This window comes from Bradyrhizobium sp. USDA 327, assembly GCF_041262065.1.
GTDB classification, from domain to species: Bacteria; Pseudomonadota; Alphaproteobacteria; order Rhizobiales; family Xanthobacteraceae; genus Bradyrhizobium; species Bradyrhizobium liaoningense.
Map to the genome: position 1 here is coordinate 6506141 of NZ_JBGCCW010000001.1, position 12739 is coordinate 6518879.

General features: G+C 64.3%; 13 protein-coding genes. 9 read left to right on the forward strand and 4 right to left on the reverse strand.

The window, feature by feature from the left end; all coding sequences use genetic code 11:
• Positions 1–160: 160 nt before the first annotated feature.
• Entirely contained in the window at positions 161–1456 is a 1296-nt protein-coding gene (locus ABIA42_RS30825; protein WP_370118074.1) for a hemolysin family protein, read from the forward strand.
• Positions 1457–1495: 39 nt separating this feature from the next.
• Here the strand turns inward: ABIA42_RS30825 and ABIA42_RS30830 are convergent, their stop codons facing one another.
• The 3 genes from ABIA42_RS30830 to ABIA42_RS30840 all read right to left on the reverse strand — a co-directional run bounded on the left by ABIA42_RS30830 (position 1496) and on the right by ABIA42_RS30840 (position 4639).
• Positions 1496–1735: a PilZ domain-containing protein gene (locus ABIA42_RS30830; protein ID WP_271531318.1), complete on the reverse strand. Its 240-nt coding sequence runs from the start codon at positions 1733–1735 to the stop codon at positions 1496–1498.
• Positions 1736–1869: 134 nt separating this feature from the next.
• A complete protein-coding gene (locus tag ABIA42_RS30835) occupies positions 1870–3558 on the reverse strand; it encodes an FMN-binding glutamate synthase family protein (protein ID WP_370118071.1) in 1689 nt (562 codons plus the stop codon).
• Between the two features lie 307 nt (positions 3559–3865).
• The gene (locus ABIA42_RS30840) at positions 3866–4639 is read right to left on the reverse strand and encodes a ferredoxin--NADP reductase (RefSeq protein WP_271531317.1); all 774 of its coding nucleotides are present in this window, start codon (positions 4637–4639) and stop codon (positions 3866–3868) included.
• Here ABIA42_RS30840 and ABIA42_RS30845 point away from each other — a divergent pair.
• Together ABIA42_RS30845 and ABIA42_RS30850 are read left to right on the forward strand one after the other, a co-directional pair.
• Positions 4638–4790 (forward strand): hypothetical protein, encoded by a 153-nt coding sequence (locus ABIA42_RS30845; RefSeq protein ID WP_210352196.1) that lies wholly within the window; start codon positions 4638–4640, stop codon positions 4788–4790. The two genes, ABIA42_RS30840 and ABIA42_RS30845, sit on opposite strands and share 2 nt — an antisense overlap.
• A 223-nt stretch (positions 4791–5013) precedes the next feature.
• Positions 5014–5943: a RimK family alpha-L-glutamate ligase gene (locus tag ABIA42_RS30850; RefSeq protein ID WP_370118067.1), complete on the forward strand. Its 930-nt coding sequence runs from the start codon at positions 5014–5016 to the stop codon at positions 5941–5943.
• Between the two features lie 374 nt (positions 5944–6317).
• On the opposite strand, the gene ABIA42_RS30855 is transcribed toward ABIA42_RS30850, so the two are convergent.
• Positions 6318–6518, reverse strand: coding sequence for a hypothetical protein (locus tag ABIA42_RS30855; RefSeq protein WP_271531315.1), 201 nt, complete (start codon positions 6516–6518; stop codon positions 6318–6320).
• Between the two features lie 101 nt (positions 6519–6619).
• On the opposite strand from ABIA42_RS30855, the gene ABIA42_RS30860 reads away from it, so the two are divergent.
• From ABIA42_RS30860 to ABIA42_RS30885, 6 genes are all read left to right on the forward strand, one after another.
• Complete coding sequence (locus tag ABIA42_RS30860) at positions 6620–6985, forward strand: hypothetical protein (protein ID WP_370124098.1); 366 nt, start codon at positions 6620–6622, stop codon at positions 6983–6985.
• Positions 6986–7266: 281 nt separating this feature from the next.
• Positions 7267–8268, forward strand: coding sequence for an NADP-dependent oxidoreductase (locus tag ABIA42_RS30865; protein WP_271531313.1), 1002 nt, complete (start codon positions 7267–7269; stop codon positions 8266–8268).
• A gap of 143 nt (positions 8269–8411) precedes the next feature.
• Positions 8412–9278 (forward strand): hypothetical protein, encoded by an 867-nt coding sequence (locus ABIA42_RS30870; RefSeq protein ID WP_370118063.1) that lies wholly within the window; start codon positions 8412–8414, stop codon positions 9276–9278.
• Between the two features lie 128 nt (positions 9279–9406).
• Positions 9407–9622, forward strand: a complete 216-nt coding sequence (locus ABIA42_RS30875; RefSeq protein ID WP_271531311.1) for a hypothetical protein — start codon at positions 9407–9409, stop codon at positions 9620–9622.
• A gap of 188 nt (positions 9623–9810) precedes the next feature.
• Entirely contained in the window at positions 9811–10950 is a 1140-nt protein-coding gene (locus ABIA42_RS30880; RefSeq protein WP_370118060.1) for an FAD-dependent monooxygenase, read from the forward strand.
• Positions 10947–12560, forward strand: a complete 1614-nt coding sequence (locus ABIA42_RS30885; RefSeq protein ID WP_370118057.1) for a benzoate-CoA ligase family protein — start codon at positions 10947–10949, stop codon at positions 12558–12560. The genes ABIA42_RS30880 and ABIA42_RS30885 overlap by 4 nt, the downstream gene beginning before the upstream one ends.
• Positions 12561–12739 lie beyond the last annotated feature (179 nt).

The following is a 12739-nucleotide window of genomic DNA, read 5'->3' on the forward strand; positions in this document are numbered from 1 at the left end:
CCGCGGAGTGTCAGGTCATCGCGGACGCCCCGGGAACACTGTCGGACGCCAGTTCCCTCCCGAGCCTGAATCCGCGGAATCGCCAGCATCTCCTCACGGAATACCTATATCAATGGCTTGCGCCGTCATCCGGCCACACATGCTTACCTCCGGAAGGTCAATGCTCTCGCTCGAACTCGTCATCGTCGTCGTCCTGATCGTCATCAACGGCCTGCTCTCCATGTCCGAGCTGGCCGTGGTCTCGTCGCGTCCGGCGCGGCTGTCGCTGCTCGCGGCCAAGGGCGTACGCGGCGCCGAACGGGCGCTGACACTGGCCGCTGATCCCGGCAAGTTCCTGTCGACGGTGCAGATCGGCATCACGCTGGTCGGCGTGCTCTCAGGCGCGTTCTCGGGCGCGACGCTCGGGCAGCGGCTGACGCAATGGCTGCTCGAGCTCGGCCTCTCCAAGGGCATTGCCGATATCGTCGGGGTCGGCATCGTGGTCACGCTCATCACCTACGCCACCCTCATCGTCGGCGAGCTCGTACCGAAACAGGTGGCGCTGCGCGATCCCGAAAGCATCGCAGTCCGGGTCGCGCCCGCGATGCATGTGCTGGCGAAGATATCGCTGCCGCTCGTTTTCCTGCTCGACGTCTCCGGCAAGCTGATCCTCACGCTGCTCGGCCGCGGCGGCAAGGCCGAGGAGAAGGTGTCGGAGGACGAGATCCATCACCTCGTCAGCGAGGCCGAGAGCGCGGGCGTGCTCGAGCCCGGCGAGAGGGAGATGATCGCTGGCGTGATGCGGCTCGGCGATCGGCCTGTCGGCGCCGTCATGACGCCGCGCACGGAGGTCGACGAGATCGACCTGAGCGACGATCCGGCCGCCATCCAGGAGATCATCGCCAAGAGCCCGCATTCGCGCTTTCCCGTCTCCGACGGTGATCGCGACAAGCCGATCGGCGTGCTCCAGGCCAAGGACCTGCTGGTTGCCTATATGAACGAACGTACGCCGGACCTGCGCGCGCTCGTGCGCGAGGCTCCCGGCATCCCGGTATCGGCCGATGCGCGCGACGTGCTGACCATCCTGAAAGCTGCTCCGGTTCACGTCGGTTTCGTCTACGACGAATACGGCGCCTTCGAAGGCATGGTGACCGCCACCGACATCCTCGAGTCGATCGTCGGCGCCTTCCATTCCGAGGCGGGGCCGCCGGAGCCGGCCTATGTCAGGCGCGCCGACGACTCGCTCCTGATCTCCGGCTGGATGCCGGTCGACGAATTCGGCGAGCTGCTCGGCGTCGAATTGCCGCCGCACCGCTACAACACGGTGGCGGGCCTGGTGCTGCAACAGTTCAACGCGCTCCCCAGCGCCGGCGATGCCTTCGATTTCCGCGGCTGGCACATCGAGGTTGTCGATCTCGACGGACGGAGGATCGACAAGATCCTGGCAACCCGGCGGAGCGAGCAGGCTGCGGCGTGAGCTAAAGTCTCCGCCGTCGTCCCGGACAACGCAAAGCCCTCACCCGAACTTCACACCGATCCGCTTTTCCTTGCGCCAGACCACCGAGCAGGACAGATGCGTTCCGTCGGCCTGCACGAACAGAGTGAAATGCTGGGGGATGCCGACGGGGCTGGTGACGTCGAGTGCGGCGCCGGTATCGGAGAGATTGCGAACGGTGCAGTCGATCGCGCCGCCCCCGAACTCGATGGTTCCGGCCTTCAGCACGCGGTGCCTCGATTTGCTGCGTCGCTCGTCCATGGGCGGAATTTACACCCAAAGCTGAACCAAACGTTAAGCGCCAGAGCATGATCCGGAAAAGTGCGCAGCGGTTTTCCGAAAAGATCATGCTCAAACAACAACCTGAAGCGCGATGAATTTCTGCGACCGGAATCCTACGGCGCGGGCTGGAACGTCTCGGCGCGCGCCATGCGCCAGGCGTCGCGGAAGCGCGGGTCTTCCGTACCTTCCAGCAGCTCGCCCGGGCGCAGTGCCGGATAGAGCTGCGCGAAGGATTGCACCTGGGTCGTCGACGTCCGCTGGCTGAAGTGAATCGGGCGCAGCTGCTGAGGATGTTCGAGGCCGGCGGCGGCAACGAGCTCCGTCAGCGAGTGCAGCGTCGCATGATGGTAATTGTGTACGCGATCAATCTTGAGCGGCACGTAGAGCGCACGCGCACGCGTCGGGTCCTGCGTCGCGACCCCGGTCGGGCAGCGGTCGGTGTGGCAGCTCAGCGACTGGATGCAGCCGAGCGAGAACATGAAGCCGCGCGCCGAATTACACCAGTCGGCGCCGATCGCCATCGCGCGCGCCATGTCGAAGGCGGTAGCGATCTTGCCGGAGGCGCCGATCTTGATGCGATCGCGCGCGTTGATGCCGATCAGCGCATTGTGGACGAAGTTGACGCCCTCGCGCATCGGCATGCCCAGATGATCCATGAACTCCAGCGGTGCGGCGCCGGTGCCCCCTTCATTGCCGTCGACGACGATGAAATCGGGATAGATGCCGGTCTCGATCATCGCCTTGCAGATCGCCAGAAACTCCCAGGGATGGCCGATGCACAGCTTGAAGCCGGCCGGCTTGCCGCCTGAGAGGCGGCGCATCTCGGCGATGAACTGCATCATGCCCACGGGTGTGGAGAAGACCCGGTGCGACGCCGGCGAGATGCAGTCCTCGCCCATGGCGACGCCGCGGATCTTCGAAATTTCTTCCGAGACTTTTGCCGCCGGCAGCACGCCGCCATGGCCGGGCTTGGCGCCCTGGCTGATCTTGAGCTCGACCATCTTGATCTGGTCTTCGCTGGCGACGCGCGCGAACGCTTCGGGATCGAAGGCGCCGTCGAGACGACGACAGCCGAAATAGCCGGAGCCGATCTCCCAGATGATGTCTCCGCCCATCTCGCGGTGATAGGGGCTGACGCCGCCCTCGCCGGTATCGTGCGCGAAGCCGCCCTTCCTGGCGCCGGCATTCAGCGCCCGCACCGCGTTCGGGCTGAGCGCGCCAAAGCTCATCGCCGAAATGTTGAACACCGAGGCCGAATAGGGCTTGGTGCAATCGGGGCCGCCGATGGTGATGCGAAATTTCTCCGCGGCATGCGTCTTCGGCGCGACCGAGTGATGCATCCACTCGTAGCCGTCGCGGTAGACGTCCTCCTGGGTGCCGAAGGGACGCTTGTCGAGCTCCATCTTGGCGCGCTGATAGACCACCGCACGGGTGTCGCGCGAGAACGGCATGCCGTCCTTCTCGCTCTCGAAGAAATACTGCCGCATCTCGGGCCGAATCTCTTCCAGCAGGAAGCGGATATGCGCGGAGATCGGGTAGTTGCGCAGCACCGCGTGGCTCTTCTGCAGGAGATCGCGGACACCGAGCAGCGTCAGCGCGGCGAAGATCAGGATCGGGACCAGCATGATGTCGAAGATCTTGCGATCCGCGAGGCCGATGCCGATCAGGAGCGCGGTGACCACCGCGCAGATCGTCAGCACGATGAAGCGCGGCGAGAACGGCAGCAGCAGGGTTTCCATGATCCCCTCTTCCGCCAGCGGCAGGCGTTTGGGGGATTCATGTGTCTTGTCATCGTCGGCCACGATTCCGATCCTCTCGCCAGCAGGCGGTACGATACGCCTGCGCATGTCATACGGATATGACGCCGCCCTTGTTTCAGGCTAGCGAATTCGGCCGGCGCAGATCAATCCGCCGAGAGGATGGGTTGCTGCACTGCAGCGGAAGGGGGTGGGGATAGGTGGTGCCGGGGCCAGCGGGCCTCAACCCGCTGCCCATGGCGCGCAGACGCGCTTCCCCAGAGTTCAGCTGTCGTCCCGGGCAAGCGTAAGCGCAGACACCGGGACGACGAGTTGAATGGGGCACGAAATCGCGCCTCCCATTCAACAGGACTCAGCGCTCGACGAAGGCCTTCTCGATCACGAAATGGCCGGGCTTGTTGCCGCTTCCCTCGACGAAGTTGCGGCTCTCGAACATCGCCTTCAGCTCTTCGAGCATCGCCGGGCTGCCGCACATCATGATGCGGTCGGTTTCGATATCGAGCGGGCCCTGGCCGATGTCGTTGAAGATCTGCTCGGAGCTGATGAGGTCGGTGATGCGGCCGCGGTTCTTGAACGGCTCACGGGTCACGGTCGGATAATAGACGAGCTTGTCCGCGAGCAGCTCGCCGAACAGCTCATCCTCGCGCAAGGTCGCGACGAGCTTTTCGCCATAGGCGAGCTCGGAGACCTGGCGGCAGCCATGCACCAGGACGATCGACTCGAACTGGTCGTAGACCTCGGGATCCTTGATCAGGCTCGCGAAGGGCGCAAGGCCCGTGCCGGTCGAGAGCAGCATCAGCCGCTTGCCGGGAAGCAGGTTGTCGGTGATCAGCGTGCCGGTCGCCTTGCGGCCGACCAGGATGGTGTCGCCTTCCTTGATCTTCTGGAGGCGCGAGGTGAGCGGGCCGTCCTGAACCTTGATCGAGAAGAACTCGAGCTGTTCCTCGTGATTGGCGCTTGCCATGCTGTAGGCGCGCAGCAGCGGACGGCCGTCGACCTCGAGGCCGATCATGGCGAACTGGCCGTTCTGGAAGCGGAAGCCGGTATCGCGGGTGGCGCGGAAGCTGAACAGGGTGTCGGTCCAGTGGTGAACGGAAAGAACCTTCTCTCGGTAAAACGCGCTCATGATTTTCGATATTCCGAATAACTGCGGTTTTAGGGCAAAAGCGCTGCCCGGCCCTGAAAACGGGGCGGACACCATTGCCATGGCGGAGGATTTCGCGTGTGTGATCTACGCCATTGAGACCAATAATCAACCTCGTTCCGGATGCAATTGATGCCGGTCAAATCGGCATTTGCGGCAGAACTGGTCACATCATTGACGAATCTGCTGCCGGGCGCATGAGGAGGGCAATTTCTTTTCCCTGCAGGGCTCGATTGCAGCACTTAATTTCCGTCGTGCTCGCGAGAATTTCATTAAGAATAGCTCTGATTTTCATCCCCATTGGCGCCGATTCCCGCATTTTTGCGGCTTTTGGCGACAGGAAACGACGAAAGACCATGGCAGGCGGCGAGCGAATCTTCGTCCAGGCGATCAGGCGCTATTGCGCGGAGCACGACATCGCAGTCGATGTCCGCGCCAGTGGCTGGCTGATCGCGATGCGCAAAGGTGCGAGGTGCCGCTTCGCCTTCGGCTACGACATCGGCCTCAACAGCGCCATCGCCCACCGCCTCGCCAACGACAAATCGGCCACCGCCGAGGCGCTGCAGATGGCCGGCGTGCCGTGCGTTCCCCATCACCTCTTCCTCAACCCGAGCATGGGCGTGCACGTCGCCGGTGCCGATTGGCGCCACGGCATGCTGGCGCTGCTCGCCCAGAATCCGCAAGGCGTGGTGGTGAAGCCGAACGAGGGCACGTCCGGACGCGCCGTTTTCAGGGCGACGAAAAGCGACGATCTCGACCGCGCCGTCACCGAGATCTTCTCGTCCGGCCTTGGGCTGGTGATCGCCCCCTATGTCGAGATCGAGGATGAAGTCCGCGTGATCGTGCTCGATGGCAAGCCGATGATCGTCTACCGAAAGGAGCGGCCGTCGGTCGTCGGCGACGGCATGCAGACGTTACGTGAGCTGGCGAGCGCGGCGGGACAGGACAGACGTCTCCACGAACTCGCGGCCCACGAGCTGAACGCCATCGTTCCCAAGGGGGAACGGCGCCTCCTGACCTGGCAGCACAATCTCGACGCCGGCGCAAAGCCGATCCTCCTCGATGAGGGCGAGGTTCGGGCGGACTGTGCGAAGCTCGCCATCGACGCCGCAAACTTCATCGGCATCACCTTCGCCTCGATCGACGTGGTCCGGGTCGATGGTATCTGGCGCGTGCTCGAGATCAATTCCGGGGTGATGATGGAGGCGCTCGGACGGCTCCATCCCGGACTGGTTCAGGCGACCTATGACGCGGCGCTGGATCGCATTTTCGAGACAGCGCACTGAGCTGCCGGTGCCAATCGCCGTTTTGTGCGCGAGCGCGCGTCGGCCGAAATGGAACGAGGCCCGGAATACCGAGCCTCGTCACCATGGCAACTGCGTTGGGGTTTCAGAGAGAAGCCGCCAGGCTCGAAGACGCTATTGCAAATCCTGGTCGTGTCGGTTGCGCCAGAGCAAACAGCAGTGACAGCATCAACGCGCATTCTGCGCTTGCTCGCAGGAGCGTGCCGACTTCGGAACCTCTCCGCCCGTTAGATCAGGCAGGCGAGATAGACCACTGCCCCGCTGAGGACGGCTGCGACTGACCACAACGCCGGGTCGAACGACTCGGCGACAGCCCCGGTCTCGGTTCTGCTCTTGCGCATTGCAAATCCTCCGGATCAGCGGACGGCCACGGCGGCCGAGCCGCCCAGGACTACTGGCTTTCCAGGCTTGAATACGGCTGCCCGCTCGACCGCCGCGGTTCTCGTGTCGGCGTGGAAAGAAACGGCAACACTGGCGACAACCGCTGCAAGCAGCAATGCGACGATGACGATCTTCGAATGGGTGGCGCGGTCGGCGCTATAGATCGAATGATTCATCGGGCTCTCCGAACTCGTCGATCAGCCCATTGTCGAGCGGAGCTGCCGGCCTCGCTAGCTCGCGCCGTATCTTAGGGCGGGTCCCCTAAGTAGTTTTACGGATGAAGATCTTCAGCCAAAGGTTGAGCAACATCAAGGTTGCCTCGCCTCGTTCGGAAGTACAAGAGCGGCACAAGGCGCCGCTTGGTCACGACCGGAGACGAAATCCTCTCGCATCGGCAATTTTCATTATCTCGAGCTGCGTCGGGCAAACTGAGATGAATGAAGCGCACCAACTGGCTCTGGCAATGTTTGTACTGGCCTGCACAGCCATGACGCTGGTTGCGGGGCAGCTTTACATGGAGCAGAGCATGGATGCGAAGACTTCTGCTCCCAGACACTTGCGGACGGTGTCGCTGGGTGCTTCGCCGCCGGCGGAGGCGCGCAGTGGCACAAGGCCGGACCTCGTCATGTTGACGCGGCCGTGACCAAGACCGCCGCTGGTTTTTGGCGCCGGCCGAATCGTCCTTCGCCCTGAACGCTTCCCCAAGTTGCAGCGAGATCGGCACGTTCAGGCGCTCGCCCGTGACGCGAGACTTGTCCGTGCGCCTTGTGGCGCGCTTTGCGCGTGGTCGTGTTGGCCGGATGTTCCCGTTGTGAAATGCAACGCGGCGATCTAGCCTTCGCACAGCGCACAGCACATGCGGCTTGCACGTTCTCATTGCGACAGCCGCATCAATAATTGCCAAACACACGAAGAGGGAACGCGATGAGCGGCAACATCAATCGCCAGATTCTTCTGGTGGAGAAGCCCAGCGGCAAGCTCGGCCCCGAGCATTTCAAGATCGTGGAGGGCACAATGCCGGAGCCGAAGGACGGCGAGGCGTTGCTGCGCGTGCGCTACATCTCGCTCGACGCCGCCAACCGCGCCTGGATGCACGGCGCGACCTATCGCTCCGCGGTCGAAGCCAACAGCGTGATGGCCGGCGGCGCGATCGCCGAGGTCGTCAGCTCGAAGGCGCCGGAGCTTGCGCCTGGCGACCTCGTGTTCGGCGACACCGGCTGGCAGGAATTCGCCGCGGTGCCGGCGAAGCATCTCACCAAGATGCCGAAGCTCGAGCCGATGACGCACCTGCTCAGCGTGTTCGGCATCGCCGGCCTCACCGCCTATTTCGGCCTGCTGGAGATCGGCAAGCCCCGGGAGGGCGAGACGGTCGTCGTCTCGGCGGCCGCGGGCTCGGTCGGCTCGATCGTCGGGCAGATCGCGAAGATCAAGGGATGTCGCGTCATCGGCATCGCCGGCGGTGCCGACAAGTGCAGATGGCTGACGTCGGAGCTCGGCTTCGATGCCGCGGTGGACTACAAGGACGGCGCGGTGTTCAAGGCGCTGCGTGCAGCGGCGCCGAAAGGCATCGACGTCTATTTCGACAATGTAGGCGGCGACATCCTCGAAGCCTGCCTGCCACAAATGAACAATTACGGCCGCATCGCCTGCTGCGGCGCGATCTCGCAGTATGACGGCGCTCCTGCCGCGCACGGCCCGCGCGGCGTGCCCGGCCTGATCGTGGTGAAGCGGCTCGTCATGCAGGGCTTCATCGTGATGGACTACATGAAGGACAGCCAGCGCGCGCTCGCCGACCTGCAGGCCTGGGTCAAGTCCGGCAAGCTGAGGGTGCAGGAGGATATCATCGACGGCTTCGAGAACACGCCGAAGGCGCTGATCGGATTGCTCGCGGGCGAGAACCGCGGCAAGCGCATGGTGAGGCTATGACCACCCGGTTGCACCGGCATATATGACTTGCGGATGAGGCCAAAGCGGCCAAAGATGCTGCTTTCGAGGCATCATTCGCGACGAATGCGATTGCATCATATTTTGGGGAATCGTCGGCGCACCCGACGGCGGGAATCACTCAGATGCTCAACGCGTTGAAACATGCATCCAGGTGCGCGGCGTTGCTTGCGGCAACGCTGCTTGCAACTGCAACGGCCGCAGTCGCGCAAGCGCCGACCGAGGCCCAGAAAGGCGCGATCCGGTCCGCGTGCCGCTCGGACTTCATGGCGCACTGCTCGAGCGTGACGCCCGGCGGCGCAGAAGCGTTTCAATGTCTGGCGAAGAACATGTCCAGCCTGTCGCCAGGATGCCAAACCGCGGTCCGCGCGATCGAACCCCCCGCGGCTCCCAAGGCCGAAGCCCCTCCCGCCGCGCCGAAGAGCGAAGCGGCCCCCAAGGAAGCGGCACCGAAGGAAGCAGCACCCAAGGCGGAGCCAGCGCCGGCATCGGCCGCGCCGAAAGCTGAATCCGCACCCGCTGCAAAGCCAGCCGCCGCGCCGGCACCGAAGGCGGCTGCACCCAAGCCGCCGAGCAGCACGCAACTTGCCGCGATCAAGAGCGCATGTCGCGGCGATTATCCCAAGGTGTGCGCCAGCGTGCCGCCGGGCGGCACGGCCGCGCTCGAATGCCTGGAGAAGAATAAGGCCAAGGTGTCGCCGGCCTGCGAGAAGGCCGTGAGCGCCGCGACCGGTGCCGGCGCGGCAGCGGCAGCGCCTGCGGCAGGTGCCCCGGCCGCAGCGCCGGCGGCGGCGCCCACCGTGATCGTGCTGCGTCCGATGCGCCCGCGGGAAGAGCTGTTCGTCGCCCGATCGGCTTGCGGCGCCGACATCCGCACGATCTGTGCCGGCGTCGAGGTCGGCGCCGGCCGCATCATGCAATGCCTTGCGAGCAACGCCGCTTCGCTGTCGCCGGCCTGCAAGGACGTGCTGACGGCGTTCACAGCACGATAGAGGCAGCGAACGACCACGCGCCGAAGTGCGCGACGATGAAGAGCGGCGCGCGCATGAATTTGCGCACGCCTGCAACGACAAGCCTTTTGCATGTATCAATTCAATAACGACAAGATCGGGAGGACAACATGCGTTCATTGCTGCTTGTTGGTTCTGCTCTCTTCGCCTTCGCCGCGACCATGACGTTCGAGACCACCGATGCCAACGCGGTGGTGTGCGCCCGCGGCGTGTATCGCGCCGGCTGCGCCGGTCCGAACGCGGCCGTCGTGGTCCGCAAGCCCGTGCCCGCGGTCCGTTGCACCAGGGTGCTGGTGAACGGGGTCTATGTGAAGCGCTGCGTCTGACGCCCCCGGTGGCCAATTCGCCCTGGTTTGGCTATGGTTCGCACCTGAGGTTTCGGACACCGGCGAAACGGGTGTTCGAAGGCGAGCTTTGGCGTGCCGGCCTGCCTATAATTCCGCTGGCGCCGGGCGCCGGAGCACATTAGTCTACCCCTAGATAGTAAGTATACTGTCAATTTGGGAGGCAGACGTTGCGGATCGCCGTGATTGGCGGGGGGCCAGGTGGGCTCTACTTCGCCTATCTTTGGAAGAAGCGTCACCCCGAGGATCAGGTCGACCTGTTCGAACAGAACCCGGCCGATGCGACCTGGGGCTTTGGCGTCGTGTTCTCCGATCAGGCGCTGGAATTCCTGCGGGCCGACGACCCCGAGACGGTCGATGCGATCGCCCCGCATATGGAGAGCTGGGAGAACATCACGCTGAACCTGCACGGCGATAGCGTCGCCATCGACGGGGTCGGCTTCTCTTCGATCGGGCGCCTCGAGCTCCTCAAGTTCCTGCAGCAGCGCGCGCTCGATGTCGGCGTCACGCCGCGCTTCGACACCCAGATCCAGACAATCGACCAGCTCAACGGCCACGATCTGATCGTCGCCGCCGATGGCTTGAACTCGCTGGTGCGCCGCGCCTTCGAAGGCGATTTCGGGACGTCGCTGTCCTACTCCTCCAACAAGTTCGTCTGGTACGGCACCTCGAAACGCTTCGACACGCTGTCGCAGACCTTCGTGAAGACCGACCGCGGCGCCTTCAACGCCCATCACTACCGCTATTCGCCGGGCATGAGCACGTTCCTGGTCGAATGCGATCACGCAACCTGGCAGGCCTACGGCTTCGCCTACAAGGACGTCGAGCAGTCCAAGGGCGTCTGCGAGGAGGTCTTCGCCGACACGCTCGGCGGCCACTGCCTCGTCTCCAACAAATCGGTCTGGCGCAACTTTCCCTGGGTCTGGAACGAGCACTGGTCGTTCAAGAACATGGTGCTGCTCGGCGACGCCCAGCATTCCGCACATTTCTCGATCGGCTCGGGCACGCGGCTCGCGATCGAGGACGCGATCGCGCTGGTCAAGGCGCTGGAGTCGGATGCGCATCTTGCGACCGCGCTGCACCGCTACCAGGCCGCGCGCAAGCCCATCGTGCAGAAGCTCGTCAATGCCGCGCGCACCAGTGCGTTCTGGTACGAACGCTTCGCCGAGCACATGAAGCTTCCCCTGCTGGACTTCGCCTACAGCTATATCACCCGCTCCGGCCGCATCGACGATTCCCGGCTGCGCGCGATGTCGCCGGCCTTCATGGCGCGCTACGAGGCGGCCAAGAACGGCGGAGATGCCGCATGAGCAACGAGATCCGCGACCAGGTGCCCGCGGACGGCCCGGGCGCACGCGAAATCGGCTTTGCCGTTCCTGAAATTTACAATGCCAGCCGCGTGCTGTTCGACAATTTGGCCAAAGGCCGCGGCGACAAGATCGCGCTGATGGGTCCGGCAGGCACGCGGAGCTATGCCGAGCTCTGCGGCGAAGCCTGCCGCTGGGGCAACGGTTTCGCCTCGCTCGGCCTCAAGCGCGGCGATCGCGTGCTCCTGTTCCTCGACGACACACCGGCCTACCCGGCCGCCTTCTTCGGCGCGGTGCGGGCCGGCTTCGTACCGCTCCTGATCAACACGTTGACGCCGCCGGACCTTCTGCAATTCTATCTCGCCGATTCCGGCGCGACCGTCGCGGTCGTGGATGCCGAGTTCGCGGCGCGCTTCAACGCGGAGGCGTGCAAGGATACGAAGCTCCATACGCTGATCGTCGTGAATGGGGCAGCGGGCGAGCATGCCGCGCCTGCGGCGCTCGCGGCAGCAGGCTGGCTCGCGCAATTCCCGGCTGATCTCGCCGAAGCCGACACGCGCCGCAACGAGATGGCGTTCTGGATGTACTCCTCCGGCTCGACCGGACGGCCCAAGGGCATCGTGCATCTCCAGCACGACATGGCCTATAGCGATGCCGCCTTTGCGCAAAACGTGCTGAAGCTGACGCCTGACGACATCTGCTTCTCGGTGCCGAAGATCTTCTTCGCCTACGGCTTCGGCAACTCCGTCACCTTCCCGTTCTCGGCGGGCGCGGCGACTCTGCTGTTGCCGGGCCAGCCCAAGCCTGCCTCGATCTTCGCGGCGATCGCGCAGTACAAGCCGACGGTCTTCTTCGGTCTGCCGACGCTTTATACATCGCTGACCAAGGCGGAAGGCGCGGACAAGACGGATTTCTCGTCGCTGCGCATGGCGCTCTCCGCCGCCGAGGTGCTCTCGGCCGAGGTCTTCAACGGCTGGAAGATGCTCACCGGACTCGAAATCGTCGAAGGCCTCGGCTCGACCGAGGTGCTGCACATCTATCTCTCCAACCGGCCCGAGCAGAAGAAGCTCGGCGCCGCCGGCCTGCGCGTGCCCGGCTACGAGGTCGCGCTGCGCGACAAGGACGGGAACGAGGTCGGCGACAACGAGGAAGGCATCTTGTGGGTCCGCGGCGATTCCAACACGCCGCTGTACTGGAACCGGCCGGACAAGTCCGCGGAAACGATTCGCGACGGCGGCTGGATCTACACCGGCGACCGCTTCGTCCGCGATGCCGACGGCTTCCACTTCTTCCGCGGCCGCGCCGACGATCTCATCAAGATCTCAGGCCAGTGGGTCTATCCGCTCGAGGTCGAGCTGTGTCTCGCCGACCACCCCGACATCCGCGAATGCGCGGTGTTCGCCGCCGAGCTGCCGGACCGGCGCATGACGCTGAAAGCGGTGGTGGTGATGAACAACCGCGCAGCCGACCAGGGCGAGGCGACGCGCAGACTGCAGGACTATGTGAAGGGCAAGCTGCTGCCCTACAAATATCCGCGCGAGGTAATCTTCATCGACGAGCTGCCGAAGACGGGGACGGGCAAGATCGACCGGCAGGCGTTGCTGCGGATGTGAGGCAAGAACGTCGCGTCGCCACACTCTCGGTGTCGTCCCCGCGAACGCGGGACCCATAACCACAGGGAGGGGTTTGGCGAAGACTCGGAGTCGCCATCTCGCATAGCCACGCCCTGTGGTTATGGATCCCGGATCTGCGCTTCGCTTGTCCGGGACGACGGTGGAGAATGAGGCGCCAA

Bases quoted from the DNA above. Each gene is read 5' to 3' on its own strand.
- ABIA42_RS30825 (WP_370118074.1), top strand. From the start codon at position 161: ATGCTCTCGCTCGAACTCGTCATCGTCGTCGTCCTGATCGTCATCAAC.
- ABIA42_RS30830 (WP_271531318.1), bottom strand. From the start codon at position 1,735: ATGGACGAGCGACGCAGCAAATCGAGGCACCGCGTGCTGAAGGCCGGA.
- ABIA42_RS30845 (WP_210352196.1), top strand. From the start codon at position 4,638: ATGATTTTCGATATTCCGAATAACTGCGGTTTTAGGGCAAAAGCGCTG.
- ABIA42_RS30840 (WP_271531317.1), bottom strand. From the start codon at position 4,639: ATGAGCGCGTTTTACCGAGAGAAGGTTCTTTCCGTTCACCACTGGACC.
- ABIA42_RS30850 (WP_370118067.1), top strand. From the start codon at position 5,014: ATGGCAGGCGGCGAGCGAATCTTCGTCCAGGCGATCAGGCGCTATTGC.
- ABIA42_RS30855 (WP_271531315.1), bottom strand. From the start codon at position 6,518: ATGAATCATTCGATCTATAGCGCCGACCGCGCCACCCATTCGAAGATC.
- ABIA42_RS30860 (WP_370124098.1), top strand. From the start codon at position 6,620: ATGAAGATCTTCAGCCAAAGGTTGAGCAACATCAAGGTTGCCTCGCCT.
- ABIA42_RS30865 (WP_271531313.1), top strand. From the start codon at position 7,267: ATGAGCGGCAACATCAATCGCCAGATTCTTCTGGTGGAGAAGCCCAGC.
- ABIA42_RS30870 (WP_370118063.1), top strand. From the start codon at position 8,412: ATGCTCAACGCGTTGAAACATGCATCCAGGTGCGCGGCGTTGCTTGCG.
- ABIA42_RS30875 (WP_271531311.1), top strand. From the start codon at position 9,407: ATGCGTTCATTGCTGCTTGTTGGTTCTGCTCTCTTCGCCTTCGCCGCG.
- ABIA42_RS30885 (WP_370118057.1), top strand. From the start codon at position 10,947: ATGAGCAACGAGATCCGCGACCAGGTGCCCGCGGACGGCCCGGGCGCA.